A 14,174-nucleotide genomic window follows, 5' to 3' on the forward strand; every position below is an offset into this window, starting at 1 on the left:
AAATCTTATAGAGGAGAATAATATTGAAAAAATTTCTTTCAGGTATTGTCTTATTTATTGGTGCAATAGGTATTGGAATTAGCGTATTTCAACCACAAGAAGTGAAGCAAGTCACTTCGATTGTTGATCAAATATTTAACAAGCTATCTGACAAAGAAGTTGAACAGACTTCAGATCAAGTAGAAGTAAAAAATCAAAATAAGCCAACTTTTTCTTCTAAAGACGTGTCTTTAGATAAGGGTAATTGGCAAGTATTTTCTGATTTAGATTCGCTAAATCGAGTCGGAGAAGCGAATGCGATGTTACACAAAAGTATGATGCCGACTGAAGAGAGAGAACGGTTATATATCAAACCTACAGGCTGGAAACAAAAGAAGATGAAAAATGGTGATTATCTATATAATCGTTGTCATTTGATTGGTTATCAGTTGACTGGAGAAAATAATAATCCAAGAAATCTAATGACAGGTACACGCTCGTTTAATACTCCTGCAATGGTAGAGTATGAAAACAAAGTAGCAGAGTATCTAAGAGCTACTGGAAATCATGTCCGTTATCGTGTCACACCAGATTTTCGAGGAAGTGAACTAGTTGCTAGAGGAATCCAAATGGAAGCTCAAAGCATAGAAGATAATGAAATTTCTTTCAATGTTTATATTCATAATATTCAGGAAGGCTATGTCATTGATTATCAAACAGGAAATTCTAGAGTTCAAAACTAATTAAGGGCGTAAAAATAGAGGTTACTTCCGCAAAAAGTAACCTCTGTACAATATAGAACCTACGCCCTATTCTAACAAGAGAATGGAGAGAAATCAAGATGAAGAAAATAAATAGTAATTTAGCAATGCTTATATTAACAGTAGGTATTTGGATTAGCTTTTTATCCATTGAATGGAAAGTTATTTTATCTGGAGGAACAATGACTTACTTGTTTTGTTCGTGGGATGAATATATTGTAGAAGAACTACCGAGAATTTGTAAGAAGTCATTGGAAAATCTTCAGATAAAATAAGTGGAAGAAGGTAGTTTGTGATATGGAAAATAAGCAGATAAAATTAGAATACCGGCAGCAATTATTAGATTTATTAAATAAATATCCTTATCCAGAATGGTATGAAAGGCAAGATATTAGAAAAAAAGTAGAGCATCTTGGAATGTTATTGAGTAAGAATAAAATGGATAAATGTCATCCGTTGAAATCAGGGTCAATTCAGGTATTAACTACTCAACATATTCATGATTTACTTGAGTTAGGGTACACCAAAAAACATATATGTCAAGCAGCAGGAATCTCAAAACATGAGTTTTCAAAGTTAAAGATTACTAGAAAGGAATGATTAAAATATATGGAAAAGAAATATCGAGCAAAATTATCTTCTACATTGTCTAAAAGAAAAGACGAACGTTATGTTATGATCAATTTAGAAACTGGAGAAATAGTAGACGATTGTCGAGGATATGGTTATAAGACGAAGCAATCTGCTTATGCTTGTTTTGGATATAAACTAACACGAATGAAGCGAGGAGAACCATTTTAAAGAATTGTAGGATACTTTCTTTATTCCGAAAAGTGAATAGCTCTTTTAATAAAATAGATAACTTGAAATGAACATCATTTTTGATAAACTAGTATTAGTAAGTATCCATACTCTAGACTTTTTAGGTACTGTTCGTTAGTGAAGTTTCAGGTAGTGCCTATCTTTTTAATTGATTCATAGAGGCTATACTCAAGATGCAGTAAGGTAGCATTTTTTATCTATTTCTGAAACAATTTTAGGAGCTATGTTTGTGCATAGCTTTTTTTCATGCATAGTATATTCTTTGGTAAGTGGCCAATATATTTGATGAAGGGGAAGTGAATTAGTTGTTAGTAGAAGCTGTTCATGTTCAGCCAGCACATGGAAGGATAAATGATTCCGTTTATTTGAAAAATAAAGTATTTACTTTTCGTGTAGCAAAAAAATTAGAAAAAAAGATTCAAAAGGGAATGCTTGTTTATTCTAAAGATGGCCAATTGGTTTATGTAAAAAACATAATTAGTGGTAGATCCAAAGAAGAAGAAAATGAGTATACTGCGGTCATTAGTAAAATTTTTAACGAAAACCCTAGTGTTCTCCCTGCGCGAAAAGGAGAAGGAACACCTAAAATACGGTTCATAAACAAAAATACGATTTTTGAAGGATTATTGTTGGAGTTAAAAGATAAGACCTTATACAAAACTAAATGAAAAGTTTATTTTAAAGCACCACCAACTGTTCATAAGAAAATTGGCATAGGGGATATTGTGATTTTTTCTGTTAAAGGTAAAAAGTATCATGTATTAATTATCCAAGTCTATAAACCAACAGAATTGGATAAAGGAGTATCTTTTATCCAACCAAAATTTAAATCATTCTTTTTAAAAAAAGCTGCGAAAGGTTTCCAAAAGACCCAATATGTCACTATGCCAGAAGAGGAAAGTATTGTAACTTCTGATAAAAATCAAGAAATCAATCGTAAACGTCCTTTTATAATAAGGAAAACAAGTAAATAATGTGTGCATTTGGGACGAAGAAACTATAATTCAATTCTTAAATATGAAAATTTTATACAAAAGAAGCACAAAGACAAGTTTACAGCGAATAGATTTGTCTTTTTTCATTTGTTGTACCCTTAGATTAGGTTGGGTGGCAAGTATTGATTATTCAATAGACGTTTTTAGGTTTACTATGTATGTACATTGTACATACATAGTATGTACAATGTGTTTGGTTTGTGATATAATATAATTATTAAAGGGAGTGATAAGGTGTCAAGACTAAGTATTCGAATTGATGATGAATTAAAAGAACAAGCGAGAGAAGTTTACGAAGAAATCGGGATGGACTTATCAACTGCAGTCATTGTTTTTCTGAAGCAAAGTGTACGAGAGAGAAAATTACCTTTTCAACCAGGTAATGAACCTAGAGAAGATATCATAGCTAGATATGAAGCAGAAAATGGTATTACTACAAAAGTTTCTTCTGTAGATGAGTTGATGGAGAAATTAGATGCTGACGATTGAGTTTACGTCAAGTTTCAAACATGATTATAAACGAATGATGAAAAAGCATTACAATGAAACAGAATTTAGAAAAGTGATTAATCTGTTAGTTAATCAAGAGCAGGAAGTATTGAGAACGAAATATAAAGATCATGCTCTTCAAGGCAACTGGAAAGGTTTTAGAGAATTACACGTACAGTCAGATTGGTTGCTTATTTATAAAATAGATGGTAAAAAACTAATTCTTACGTTAGTTAGAACAGGTAGTCATGACAAAATTCTATAAAAACTTGAAGTGGGGGAAGAAACTTAAAAGTTTCTTCCTCATTTTTGATTCTTCATTCCACAAATCTTTCAGTAGTCCAAATAATTAAGTCAGAAAGTCCCACTTTATAGAGTCTAACAGAGTATACTTTGTTGGACTAAACGTTGGAATAGGTACTTCATTTACAACTGATCCTTTTGTCAGTATTTGTTTTGATATAAGTACTGGTAAAGTGATTTGATTTGTATTGCCTCATCTTTGAATAGTTGAAAAAAATGTCAAATTCCGTTCTCAACAGTCCATATTCATTCTATGATCCATGTACTCATGAAGCTGATTTTAAAAAACAGCAACAAACCGAAAAAGAAGAAACGGAAAAACAAGCAATATCAAACGAGCTTAAACAAGATTTATTAGAAAACTTACAAAACTTATTCGATTGAAGCATAAGGAGTATTTATGACAGATAAAACGATCAAAGAACTCGCGGAAGAATTTCATGTTTCAAAACAAGCAATTAGGAAAAGGCTATCAGCTGATTTTAGAGAAAACTATGTGCAAACTGTTACTAGGAACGGAGTGAAAATCTTAGTTGTCAGCTACAAAGGATATTTGCTTTTAAAACAACATTTTTTAGGTAGTAACACCACTGGTAACCAAGTAGAAACCGTTACTAGTAACGATGAAAACTCGATTATTGTTTTTTTACATGAACAGCTCCAAGAAAAAGATACTCAAATAAAACAAATGCAAAAGTTACTCGACCAGCAACAACAACTCACCTTGCAGGCAAATCAACAGATAGAAAAACTGCAAGAACAGTTACAATTAGCTTATACGGAAGAACCTGAAGAAGAGGAATTAACTTCTGTCAATAAAGAAAACAACAATGCAATAACAACAGAAAAAAAGTGGTGGAAATTTTGGTAACAATTACCAACTTTCCATAAAGAAGAAATCAATTTCTATAGACTTTATCTTTCTAAAAATAAAAAATATGTTTAGGTGATCAAATGACTATAAGTAAAGTAATCAAACAAAAAAGAATAGAAAAACAACTAACTCAAGAAGATTTAGCTGAAATGCTTTTAGTATCTAAAAAAACCATTTCTAATTGGGAAAATGGTAGAACAATACCAGATACAGAAAATTTAATTCAATTTGCTAAGTTATTTGATTTATCACTAGACAATATTTTGTTAGGAGAAGAAAAATTTATGTTAAAAAATCATACAAAGACACTAATACTATTATTTCATTTTGTAATTTTTTTAAGTTTATTTTTTACCTTAATTCAGTCCAAATTCTTTTATTTTAGCCATTCAATTGCCACTTGTTTATTAATATTTTTTCTAAGTTCGCTATTAATCATCAATACTTTGATTATTATTTTTAATAAACATAAAAATTTATTTCTTCATAGTGTTTTTCCAATTATTTTGCTGAGTTTTTTATACTTTGTATAAAGTATAAAAAAAGACTGCTCTTCCGAGCAGCCAGTTAAAAAAATAATGAGAGTTTATTCTTGAAAAAGCAACGCGCTTATGAAGCGCTACCAAAAATTTATCATATTTTATGAAAAATAACAACCCAGTAAAAAATGACTGGTAAAAATTCACAAAGAAACGGAAAGAAGCAACTGTAGAAAATCAAGCCTTAAAAAGAGCTTTTTACCTAGACCAATCCAAAATCACAAAGTGAGCCCCTGTATCGGTTGATACAAGGGCTACTTGGCATACTATACATTATGTAAGCTAACTTTTAATATAACATATTTTTCTAGTCCATTATAACTATACCAGACTAACAAAAGTGTAAGCATTATCCTTATTAAACAACCATTGACAAGACTATACCTTTTATTTTATGATTTTTACATAGAAAACGCTTTCTCTAATATTTTTTATTTAGAGGTGATTTTTTATGATTTGCAAGAACAAGAAAAAAATTATTGCTATTATTGCTAGTTTCTCTTTGATTTTTAGTACTACATGTACTGTCTTATTAACAAATACTGCTAATGTTGAAGCTGCAAGCTCTTCTTACAAACATAATCATGCTGGCTATAGATGTTACAAAATGAGTTATTATGTAAGTCCTTCTAAATGCAAACAAATAGCTCGCCAAACCAATAAACTTAATACCGTCTCAGCTATTGCAAACTTTATTGGATTATCTGGATTAACACCTGGGATTATATCATTAGTTTTCGGATCAGCAGTTAGTGCTAATAATGTATTTGTTACAGCCGCTAGAAGAGGAAAAGGTGTTCAATTAAATTATATTGCTCATTTCAGTAATACAACTACCTATAATTATAGTTCTAACCAAAATTATGTTATAAGATAATTAAAACTTTAAACTAGGAGGAATACTCTATGAAATTAACAAAAATTGCTGTAATTTTAGCTGTTATTGCTGGCATTATTTTATATTTTGTATTGCCTGCTAATCAATTCTTCCTTTACTTTGGAATACCTGCGATTTTAATAGTAAATGGCGTAAGAATCTTTGAACAACGAAAAAAATGTAGCTCTAGCTAATCGTTACAAAGCAACAATTTCACCGAAGGTGAAACAAGCGAAACTTTACAAAAAGTGGCTAGCATTTGCTAGCCTTTTTTGTATTGTGGAGCGTGGGTTTTGAGGGGGATTCAAGGGGGAGCTTGCGCCAAGTTGACTATTTCCATAAGATGCTTCTTTTAAAACAGAGCAAGTTGAATCGTCTGTCATAAAGCAAGCATCTAATTTTTCAGAACTAACGTCTAAACCGACAAATAGTTTCATGTGGAAGGACCTCCTTTCATTGATTATTCGGAAATTGCTTGGGTACTGTGGGATATCCCAGAATCACGTTGTCTAACGACAGCCTCGCATAATAGAGTTTCATTCATTAAACCTCTAAGCCACCCAATCTCTACTAGGATTGGTAGAGGTCAATGGACTCAGCTAGTGTGTTGGAGGTTATACCAACGGTTCGAGTCACAGACTTTCTGTCACAGTAAAACTGCAGAAGGTGATAGCGTCTTCCCGTAAGTCCTTTCCAAGACTTATTATTCAGGAATATCCTACAGTATCCAAGTAGTAATCGTTATTTTATTTAAACATATTAGGAATAGCCCCTAAGGGCGATTGAAGGAATGAAAGTTTCTTCAAAATATATATTACGAGCAAGGTGAATTTATGTTGGATAATGAAAAAAATCGAATGGTTTATTCCTACAAAATTCTGATTAGTAAAGAGGCAGTAAGAGAAAAATATGATTCGTATTCGTTGAAAAATCATATTATGTTCAAATTACATGGATATACGTATAATCCGTATGATCGGATTAACTATACGATCAAACTTTCTCTAAAAGAAATGGTATTGACGATGACTAAAAAAGATGGACGTCCATTTTCTAAAAATGAAAGAGCATTTTTTGATCGAATTCTTTCTGAATTTTTTGAGGAGTCAGAAGTAGAGTTTATACAAGAAAAAGAAATGAGGGAGAATGAAGAGGAAGATCTGAGTGAATGCCACGGTCTCAGACTGTAGACAAAAGACGTCTCGAACTCGTAATTTGAGTTTGGGACGTCTTTTGTCTACAGTCTGCAATATTTCTAGAAAAATACCAATTAATAATCTGCTTTTATAGTAATTGATAGAAGTTATAAAGATTGATGATTAGTACCAGGAAAATCACTGTCTGAAAGACCAGTGTCACTTTTTGGGGTGAGAGAACATTGCTGACTTTTGCCCCTAACAAACCGCCAACAATCGCGGCTGGAATCACGAACCACAAAATCTTTAAGTCATAGAGGACAAATCCAGTGGTCCCAGCGATTGTCACGATTTTCGCTAATTGAGAGAAAAAAATCGTACAAATCGAATAGACTGTCGCTTCTTTGATGGGTAAAGCAAACATCAGCATCAGCAAAGAAACATTGATCGGTCCGCCGCCGATTCCTAGAAGACTGGCTAGAAAACCAAGGACTAGACCACAGAAGCAATACCAGAAGTTTTTTTTCAGTTGGAATCCGGGCCAGTCATATTTGGTATAAAAGAAAGCAAACAGCAGTGTCACAACGGTCAAAAAGATCTGAATCATTTGTACCTGATCTTCATTCTGAAATAAAAGCAGCAGGTGATCAAAAGCGACATTGCCCAAGATACCTCCTAAGACGGCGCCGCCTGAAACCCAAAGGACGATTTGCCAATTGATTTTACGTCCGCTAGCCAACTGTCTTGCGGTCGAAACCAGCGACATGGTAAACACGGCTACGGCAGAATAAAACGAGATGGCCGCAACAGAATGGGCACCGATAAAATCAAAAATAGGTTTGATCAGAACGCCGCCCCCCATGCCTGAAACGGCACCAACCGTATTCGCCAACACGATCACTATAAAATAAATGAACCCAATCACACACTTACCCCCTGTAACAAACCTAAAATCCGATTAATCTGCGGCACAAATTCCTGCAAAAGTTGCTGATAACCACAATAGTCCCCATCCACATAGATGGCATCTTTCATTCGTTTGCAGCCGCCACGACACATTTTTTGAAACGGGCAGCTCAGACATTTCTTTGGCATTTCGGGCCGTTGACACACAAACGTTTTTGCAATGTCCTGTTCAAATAACTGACGCAAGGTCTGTTCTTGAATAAACCCCATTCGATAGTCATCTAACACATAGAAATCACAAGGATAAACACTGCCATCTGCTTCAATGACATATTGCACTTGACAGTTTCCTAAGATCCCGCAGGCGGTGACTTGTTGCTTGACCAATAGATTCAAAAGATCATCAAAAAGCTTGATACTCACATAATGCCCCTCCGCTAATTCTTGCAGCCATAACTGCAAAAGCTGGTGGTAAAATCCCGCAAAACGTTTTGGTGTGAGGGCATAACTATTTCTTTCTTTCGCATCTAAATCATCTAAACAAGGAATAAACTGGACAAAATCGATTTTTTGTTCTTTTAGAAAGCGAAAGACTTTCTTAGCCTCTTTAGCCAATGGATTGGTCAGGACACAAAGCACATTGTAGTCAATCTCAAAGTGGTCAAACAGCTGCTTTGTTTGTAGCACCCGCTGAAAAGTGCCTCTTCCTTTCGGATCAACCCGATTCAGATCATGATAAAGTGGATGGCCATCGATGGACAGGCCTACTAAAAAATCGTGTTCTTTCAAAAAAGCACACCATTTCTCATTGATGATTGTCCCGTTGGTTTGAATCGCATAATGGACCTGCACTTGTTTTTGTTGTTGCGCCACTAATCGGATCACTGTACGAAAATAATTGAGGCCCGCCATCGTTGGCTCTCCACCTTGAAACGCTAATGTTAATTGATCGCCGTCTTCTAAGTCTGCATAAATATTTTCAATCATTTTCTCTGTCACTGCTTCTTTCATTTTGCCAAACGAGCGGACTTCCCGCAAGGAACTGACATTGGCATAAAAGCAGTAGCTGCAACGAAGATTACAAATAGAAGATGCCGGTTTGATCAATACTGAGATATGTTTCATAGTAAGAACCTCATTTTTTAATATAGTTTAATTATGAAAAATTACTATAACGAACAAAGTAGAATCAAATTCAGTAGTAGTTAATTAGACAGGAGTTGAATCTTATAGAAATTCCATTTTTTATAACTTTCAACATATTCTATAGGTTTATTATTTTCAGATAAGCAGGATAATTTGGTTTGAAAAACGACAGGCTCAGATTCATTTATTTCTAGTTTTTTACATACACTATTAGGAGCCGGGAATAAAATTTCGTTTGTTTCCCTAAAGTTTTCTTCGTTTAAATCAATGTTGTAGTCTGATTTTAAACGTTTGTAAATAGAATTGTAATAATTAATTTCTGGATAATTAGAATTTATATATTGTTCTGGCAAATAAGATTTATGGTAGATATAAGGTATTTCATTAGCTTCTCTAATTCGTTCGATTTGATAATAATATGAATCAGTTGATAATTTTAATGTATCTAATATTTGTTTTTTATTTTCGCGTTTAATCGAAAGAACGTGTGTTTTATCATTGTCAAATGAAAATATTTCTATATCAGAAAATTTTACTATTTTTTCTTTTCTTGCACGTGAAACGAAAGTTCCTATTCCTTGATAACGTACGATATACCCCTCGGCAACTAATTCTTTTAAGGCACGAATTGCTGTTATAGAACTAACATTATATTTTTTGATAATTTCTGATTCTGAATAGAATCGGTCGCCATTATGAAATTGACCGGTTACAATTTGTTGTTTTAAATCCTGTTTGATTTCTAAATATTTCGGTTTTATTATAAGCTCCCCCTTTAAATTACTCGCATCTATATTAACATACTTAAAAAAAATTGTTGACTTTTAATACAAAATCCTTAATATACTAAGTATATTAATTAATTGAGGTGAAAAGTAACAGATGACTACATTTGAAATAAAAGAAGAATTTTTATTAAATGGAAAAACATTTAAAATACTGTCTGGTGCAATTCATTATTTTCGGATTCCCCCATGTGATTGGGAACATTCTTTGTATAATTTAAAAGCACTAGGATTTAATACAGTAGAGACATATGTTCCTTGGAATTTACATGAGCCTCAAAAAGGAGAGTTTCATTTTGAAGGGATATTGGATTTAGAGAGATTTTTGACAATCGCTCAAGACTTAGGATTATATGCTATTGTGCGACCATCGCCTTATATTTGTGCTGAATGGGAATTTGGAGGGTTTCCGTCATGGCTACTCCGTGAACCGATTCATATCCGAAGAAATGAAACCGCTTATTTGGAACATGTAGCAGATTATTATGATGTTTTGATGAAAAGGATTGTTCCCCATCAACTTGATAATGGGGGAAATATTTTGATGATTCAAATTGAAAATGAGTATGGATCTTTTGGGGAAGAAAAGGAATATTTGCGTGCGATAAGAGATTTGATGAGTGAGCGAGGAGTGACAGTTCCTTTTTTCACTTCAGATGGACCGTGGAGGGCTACTTTACGAGCGGGAAGCATGATTGAAGATGATATTTTGGTTACTGGTAATTTTGGTTCTAAAGCAAAAGACAACTTTGACTCTATGAAGCAGTTTTTTAAAGAATATGATAAAAATTGGCCACTGATGTGTATGGAATTTTGGAATGGTTGGTTTAATCGTTGGAAAGAACCAATCATTCAACGAGATCCACAGGAACTCGCTGAAGTGGTAAAAGAGGTATTAGAACAAGGAAGCATTAATTTATATATGTTTCATGGAGGAACGAATTTTGGGTTTATGAATGGTTGTTCAGCAAGAGGAGTGATTGATTTACCACAAATTACTTCTTACGATTATGGCGCACCATTAGATGAGCAGGGGAATCCAACAGAAAAATATTATGCATTGCGGAAAATGATTCATGATAATTATCCAGAGATTAAGCAGTTAGATCCTGTCATTAAACCCACGATTGAAAAGAAAAAGATTTCTTTGACGAATAAAGTAAGTCTTTTCGCGACTTTAGATACCATTAGTCAACCAGTTCAATCAAAGTATCCAAAGACGATGGAAGAGTTGGGACAAAATACAGGTTATCTATTTTACCGAACAATGATAGAGAGGGATGCAGAGGAAGAACGATTACGGGTAATTGATGGCAGAGATCGCAGTCAATTATTTTTGAATCAAAAATTACAAGCTACCCAATATCAAACAGAAATAGGTGAAGATATACAAGTTAGTATGACAGAAGAAATCAATCAAGTGGATATTTTGATTGAAAATATGGGACGTGTCAATTATGGACATAAACTCTTTGCAGAAACGCAAAAAAAAGGAATTAGAACGGGAGTAATGGCAGACTTACATTTTATTACAAATTGGCAACAATATTCATTGCCTTTGGAGAATTGTAAAACTGTGGATTATTCAAAAGGATGGCAACCCCAACACCCAAGTTTTTATCGCTATGAGTTTCTTTTAGAGGATGTCGGTGATTGTTTTATTGATTTAAGTAAATTTGGTAAAGGAATTGTCTTTGTTAATCAGACCAATATAGGTCGTTTTTGGGAAGTAGGGCCAACGCTTTCGCTGTACATCTCTAGCGGTTTTCTAAAAGTTGGTAAGAATGAAATTGTTATTTTTGAGACAGAAGGCACCTATGAACCAGAAATCAATTTATTAAAAGCACCATTGTATAAAGAAATGAAAGAGGGATGAACAATGAGTATTATTGGAGTAAGAATTGATGGACGTTTAATTCACGGGCAGGTAGCCAATTTATGGACAACCAAATTGAATATTTCTCGAATTATGGTTGTGGATGATGAAGTGGCTCAAAATGATATTGAAAAAAGCGGATTGAAATTGGCTACCCCAGCAGGTGTGAAACTAAGTGTTTTGCCAATTGAAAAAGCAGCGCAAAATATTTTAGCAGGAAAATACGATTCACAGCGTTTACTGATTATTGCACGAAAGCCTGATCGATTATTAAAATTAGTAGAATTGGGCGTTCCAATAAAAGAGATTAATGTTGGAAATATGTCACAAACTTCTGAGACTCGATCAATTACGAAATCAATTAATGTTGTCGATCAAGATGTAGAAACGTTCAACCAATTAAATGCAAAAGGTGTCCATTTAATTGCGCAAATGGTTCCAAGTGACAAAGCAGATGACTTTATGTCTCTGTTAAATAAATAAAAATATATGTAGGGGGAGAAAAGATGACGGGGCATTTAGTCTTAATTAGTCATGGACGATTTTGTGAAGAGTTAAAGAAAAGTGTCGATATGATCATGGGAACACAAAAAGATATTTATACTGTAGGGTTATTACCTGAAGAGTCAGCAAAAGATTTTCGAGTAAATTTCGAAAAAACAATTAATGGTTTGAAAAAAGTTACAGTTATGGCTGATCTAATGGGAGGCACTCCTTGCAATGTTGTTTCTCAATTAATTTTAGAAGGAAAAGAAATAGAACTATATGCAGGAATGAATATGCCAATGGTTATAGGCTTTGTTAATAATCAATTTTTAGGAGAAGATAGTTCTTTGGTAAATAAAGGAAGAGAAAATATTATACATGTAAATGAATATTTGGAAGCAAATCCAATAGATTTAGAAGATGAATGAATGTGGAGGAATTTATGAATATAAAAAAAATCCAAATATATTTTATTGCAACTTGCTGTTTGATCAGTTTATCTATGTTAACAAAAGTCGCTCATGCTGAAAGTAAACCCATTGGTAATTGTTACTATGTTAGTTCTCAAAGAGGGAGTGATACTAATTCAGGATTATCTAAATTGGAGCCTTTTAAAAGTTTAAACAAAATAAATGAACTTAAATTAAATCCAGGGGATAAAGTTTTATTAGAAAATGGATCGGTTTTTGATGATCAGTATTTACAAATAAAAAATTCAGGAAATATAAAGGCATGTATTGAAATCAGTAATTATGGTGATAGAGGGAACCTTCCGATTATCAATACTAATGGGAAAGGAGTTTGGTATCAAGATTATGGAAAACCTTTACCAAATTCATGGCATAAATATAAAGGTAATGTGTCTAGCGCTATCTTATTAAAAGATGTTGAGTATATAAAGATTAAAAATATAGAGATAACAAATGATCGTGAAAAAAGTCAACCAGATCATTTAGCTTTTAATGATTTAAAAGTAATGGATAGAACCGGAGTTGCAAGTGTTGCTAAAAATAAAGGAACCCTTGAGAATATTGTGTTAGAAAATTTATATATTCATGATATAGATGGGAATATATACAATAAGCATATGGCTAATGGTGGAATATATTTCATTTCTGAACTTCCAGATAATGAAGAAAAAACAGGCATTCCAAAGTATGACAATATTATCATTAAAGGTAATAGAATTAAAAATGTCAGCCGAACAGGACTTGCAGTGGCATATTCTGCCTATTTTGATTTATTTCAAAATTCTGCAGAAATAGACCAGGAGCTAATAGAAAAATATGGAAATACAAATGTTTTAATTGAAAACAATTATATCGAAGATGCAGGTGGAGACGGTATTGTAACGATGTATTGTAGTTCTCCAATTATTCAAAGAAATGTTTCTAATGGAGCAGGAAGGCAAATGAATACAACAGACTATCCAATTGCCACACAACGTGTTGCAGCAGCTATGTGGCCGTGGAAGTGTAAAAATGCATTGTTCCAATATAATGAAGCATATTGTACAAAAAATGCAGATCAAGGAAATGGTGATGGTCAAGCATGGGATGCAGATTCGGCTGATGGAACTATTTATCAATATAATTATAGTAGTGGAAATTCTGGTGGAACAGTTATGTTTTGTTTAGAAAACGCAGTAAATAGTACATTCAGATTTAATATTAGTCAAAATGATAAAAAAGGCATTTTGAATTTGCCTAATAATCCTGATGCCCATATCTATAATAACATTTTTTATATAGATAAAGGGGTACCGTTTGTGAGAAAGGATATGAATACTGGGGCAGCTCTGATTGAGAATAATATTATATACAATGCTGGAAAACAACCAGTAAATGAAGAGTGGAATCCGAATAATCGCATTATCTATAGCAATAATTTATATTGTAACTATAGTAATTTACCAAGCTCAGATAATACTGCTTTATTAGTAAATATCCAAGAGTCGAATATATTTGTTTCTCCTGGAAATGGTCCCGTAAAACCTAATTTTAACTATTTGACATATGATCGATTCAGTCAGAATACAGTGTTTGATGGATATAAATTGGAACAATCATCTCCTGCTATTCATAGTGGGAAGAAGGTTATCGATAAAAATGGTTATAATTTAGGAACTGATTTTTTTGGTATTAAGTTAGATGGCATACTAGATATTGGGGCAGTGAAAAGTTCAAAATAATATAAAGGA

The 14,174-nt window shown here is 33.0% G+C and carries 21 protein-coding genes; 17 read left to right on the plus strand and 4 right to left on the minus strand.

Annotated elements, in window-relative coordinates; genetic code table 11:
• Window positions 1-23: 23 nt before the first annotated feature.
• The 12 genes from IGJ53_RS15375 to IGJ53_RS15430 all read left to right on the plus strand — a co-directional run bounded on the left by IGJ53_RS15375 (window position 24) and on the right by IGJ53_RS15430 (window position 5,833).
• Entirely contained in the window at window positions 24-722 is a 699-nt protein-coding gene (locus IGJ53_RS15375) for a DNA/RNA non-specific endonuclease (RefSeq protein WP_259742365.1), read from the plus strand.
• Window positions 723-820: 98 nt separating this feature from the next.
• A complete protein-coding gene (locus IGJ53_RS15380) occupies window positions 821-1,015 on the plus strand; it encodes a hypothetical protein (protein ID WP_201064886.1) in 195 nt (64 codons plus the stop codon).
• 22 nt (window positions 1,016-1,037) lie between these two features.
• A complete protein-coding gene (locus IGJ53_RS15385; RefSeq protein ID WP_438750710.1) occupies window positions 1,038-1,340 on the plus strand; it encodes a hypothetical protein in 303 nt (100 codons plus the stop codon).
• 9 nt (window positions 1,341-1,349) lie between these two features.
• Window positions 1,350-1,541, plus strand: a complete 192-nt coding sequence (locus IGJ53_RS15390) for a hypothetical protein (protein WP_201064890.1) — start codon at window positions 1,350-1,352, stop codon at window positions 1,539-1,541.
• 326 nt (window positions 1,542-1,867) lie between these two features.
• On the plus strand, window positions 1,868-2,230 hold the full coding sequence (locus IGJ53_RS15395; protein WP_438750712.1) for a hypothetical protein: 363 nt from the start codon (window positions 1,868-1,870) through the stop codon (window positions 2,228-2,230).
• Between the two features lie 57 nt (window positions 2,231-2,287).
• Window positions 2,288-2,536, plus strand: a complete 249-nt coding sequence (locus IGJ53_RS15400) for a hypothetical protein (protein WP_438750714.1) — start codon at window positions 2,288-2,290, stop codon at window positions 2,534-2,536.
• Window positions 2,537-2,791: 255 nt separating this feature from the next.
• On the plus strand, window positions 2,792-3,046 hold the full coding sequence (locus IGJ53_RS15405) for a type II toxin-antitoxin system RelB/DinJ family antitoxin (RefSeq protein WP_201064894.1): 255 nt from the start codon (window positions 2,792-2,794) through the stop codon (window positions 3,044-3,046).
• A complete protein-coding gene (locus IGJ53_RS15410) occupies window positions 3,033-3,311 on the plus strand; it encodes a type II toxin-antitoxin system YafQ family toxin (RefSeq protein ID WP_438750717.1) in 279 nt (92 codons plus the stop codon). Before IGJ53_RS15405 ends, IGJ53_RS15410 begins: the two co-directional genes overlap by 14 nt.
• A 438-nt stretch (window positions 3,312-3,749) precedes the next feature.
• The gene (locus IGJ53_RS15415; protein WP_438750719.1) at window positions 3,750-4,220 is read left to right on the plus strand and encodes a DUF536 domain-containing protein; all 471 of its coding nucleotides are present in this window, start codon (window positions 3,750-3,752) and stop codon (window positions 4,218-4,220) included.
• An 83-nt stretch (window positions 4,221-4,303) separates the two neighbouring features.
• A complete protein-coding gene (locus tag IGJ53_RS15420; protein ID WP_242478296.1) occupies window positions 4,304-4,756 on the plus strand; it encodes a helix-turn-helix domain-containing protein in 453 nt (150 codons plus the stop codon).
• Window positions 4,757-5,213: 457 nt separating this feature from the next.
• Window positions 5,214-5,639 (plus strand): bacteriocin 51 precursor BacA, encoded by a 426-nt coding sequence (gene bacA, locus IGJ53_RS15425; protein WP_201064897.1) that lies wholly within the window; start codon window positions 5,214-5,216, stop codon window positions 5,637-5,639.
• 29 nt (window positions 5,640-5,668) lie between these two features.
• Window positions 5,669-5,833 (plus strand): hypothetical protein, encoded by a 165-nt coding sequence (locus IGJ53_RS15430; RefSeq protein WP_164978332.1) that lies wholly within the window; start codon window positions 5,669-5,671, stop codon window positions 5,831-5,833.
• A 45-nt stretch (window positions 5,834-5,878) separates the two neighbouring features.
• Here the strand turns inward: IGJ53_RS15430 and IGJ53_RS15435 are convergent, their stop codons facing one another.
• Complete coding sequence (locus IGJ53_RS15435; protein WP_201064960.1) at window positions 5,879-6,076, minus strand: hypothetical protein; 198 nt, start codon at window positions 6,074-6,076, stop codon at window positions 5,879-5,881.
• A 399-nt stretch (window positions 6,077-6,475) separates the two neighbouring features.
• Between IGJ53_RS15435 and IGJ53_RS15440 the strand changes: the two genes are divergently transcribed.
• Entirely contained in the window at window positions 6,476-6,829 is a 354-nt protein-coding gene (locus IGJ53_RS15440; protein WP_201064899.1) for a hypothetical protein, read from the plus strand.
• Window positions 6,830-6,923: 94 nt separating this feature from the next.
• Here the strand turns inward: IGJ53_RS15440 and IGJ53_RS15445 are convergent, their stop codons facing one another.
• From IGJ53_RS15445 to IGJ53_RS15455, 3 genes are all read right to left on the minus strand, one after another.
• Entirely contained in the window at window positions 6,924-7,700 is a 777-nt protein-coding gene (locus tag IGJ53_RS15445) for a TSUP family transporter (protein WP_201064901.1), read from the minus strand.
• Window positions 7,697-8,806, minus strand: a complete 1,110-nt coding sequence (locus tag IGJ53_RS15450; RefSeq protein WP_431379409.1) for an SPASM domain-containing protein — start codon at window positions 8,804-8,806, stop codon at window positions 7,697-7,699. The genes IGJ53_RS15445 and IGJ53_RS15450 overlap by 4 nt, the downstream gene beginning before the upstream one ends.
• 80 nt (window positions 8,807-8,886) lie before the next feature.
• Window positions 8,887-9,591 (minus strand): GntR family transcriptional regulator, encoded by a 705-nt coding sequence (locus tag IGJ53_RS15455; protein ID WP_137264879.1) that lies wholly within the window; start codon window positions 9,589-9,591, stop codon window positions 8,887-8,889.
• A gap of 118 nt (window positions 9,592-9,709) precedes the next feature.
• Between IGJ53_RS15455 and IGJ53_RS15460 the strand changes: the two genes are divergently transcribed.
• Genes IGJ53_RS15460 through IGJ53_RS15475 form a run of 4 tightly spaced genes read left to right on the plus strand, consistent with a single transcriptional unit; the run spans window position 9,710 to window position 14,165 of the window.
• Window positions 9,710-11,488: a glycoside hydrolase family 35 protein gene (locus IGJ53_RS15460; protein WP_438750723.1), complete on the plus strand. Its 1,779-nt coding sequence runs from the start codon at window positions 9,710-9,712 to the stop codon at window positions 11,486-11,488.
• Window positions 11,489-11,491: 3 nt separating this feature from the next.
• Complete coding sequence (locus IGJ53_RS15465; protein WP_077454256.1) at window positions 11,492-11,971, plus strand: PTS system mannose/fructose/N-acetylgalactosamine-transporter subunit IIB; 480 nt, start codon at window positions 11,492-11,494, stop codon at window positions 11,969-11,971.
• 23 nt (window positions 11,972-11,994) lie between these two features.
• Entirely contained in the window at window positions 11,995-12,402 is a 408-nt protein-coding gene (locus tag IGJ53_RS15470; RefSeq protein WP_103301369.1) for a PTS sugar transporter subunit IIA, read from the plus strand.
• A gap of 14 nt (window positions 12,403-12,416) precedes the next feature.
• Window positions 12,417-14,165, plus strand: coding sequence for a hypothetical protein (locus tag IGJ53_RS15475; RefSeq protein WP_438750726.1), 1,749 nt, complete (start codon window positions 12,417-12,419; stop codon window positions 14,163-14,165).
• Window positions 14,166-14,174 lie beyond the last annotated feature (9 nt).

Origin of the sequence: Enterococcus sp. DIV1283b, from assembly GCF_051710965.1 — a bacterium.
In the GTDB taxonomy this organism is placed as follows: Bacteria; Bacillota; Bacilli; order Lactobacillales; family Enterococcaceae; genus Enterococcus_B; species Enterococcus_B lactis.

Coding starts and splice junctions, on each gene's coding strand:
- IGJ53_RS15410 (WP_438750717.1), top strand. CDS start 3,033: ATGCTGACGATTGAGTTTACGTCAAGTTTCAAACATGATTATAAACGA.
- IGJ53_RS15435 (WP_201064960.1), bottom strand. CDS start 6,076: ATGAAACTATTTGTCGGTTTAGACGTTAGTTCTGAAAAATTAGATGCT.
- IGJ53_RS15470 (WP_103301369.1), top strand. CDS start 11,995: ATGACGGGGCATTTAGTCTTAATTAGTCATGGACGATTTTGTGAAGAG.
- bacA (WP_201064897.1), top strand. CDS start 5,214: ATGATTTGCAAGAACAAGAAAAAAATTATTGCTATTATTGCTAGTTTC.
- IGJ53_RS15420 (WP_242478296.1), top strand. CDS start 4,304: ATGACTATAAGTAAAGTAATCAAACAAAAAAGAATAGAAAAACAACTA.
- IGJ53_RS15465 (WP_077454256.1), top strand. CDS start 11,492: ATGAGTATTATTGGAGTAAGAATTGATGGACGTTTAATTCACGGGCAG.
- IGJ53_RS15385 (WP_438750710.1), top strand. CDS start 1,038: ATGGAAAATAAGCAGATAAAATTAGAATACCGGCAGCAATTATTAGAT.
- IGJ53_RS15460 (WP_438750723.1), top strand. CDS start 9,710: ATGACTACATTTGAAATAAAAGAAGAATTTTTATTAAATGGAAAAACA.
- IGJ53_RS15475 (WP_438750726.1), top strand. CDS start 12,417: ATGAATATAAAAAAAATCCAAATATATTTTATTGCAACTTGCTGTTTG.
- IGJ53_RS15450 (WP_431379409.1), bottom strand. CDS start 8,806: ATGAAACATATCTCAGTATTGATCAAACCGGCATCTTCTATTTGTAAT.
- IGJ53_RS15380 (WP_201064886.1), top strand. CDS start 821: ATGAAGAAAATAAATAGTAATTTAGCAATGCTTATATTAACAGTAGGT.
- IGJ53_RS15430 (WP_164978332.1), top strand. CDS start 5,669: ATGAAATTAACAAAAATTGCTGTAATTTTAGCTGTTATTGCTGGCATT.
- IGJ53_RS15415 (WP_438750719.1), top strand. CDS start 3,750: ATGACAGATAAAACGATCAAAGAACTCGCGGAAGAATTTCATGTTTCA.
- IGJ53_RS15390 (WP_201064890.1), top strand. CDS start 1,350: ATGGAAAAGAAATATCGAGCAAAATTATCTTCTACATTGTCTAAAAGA.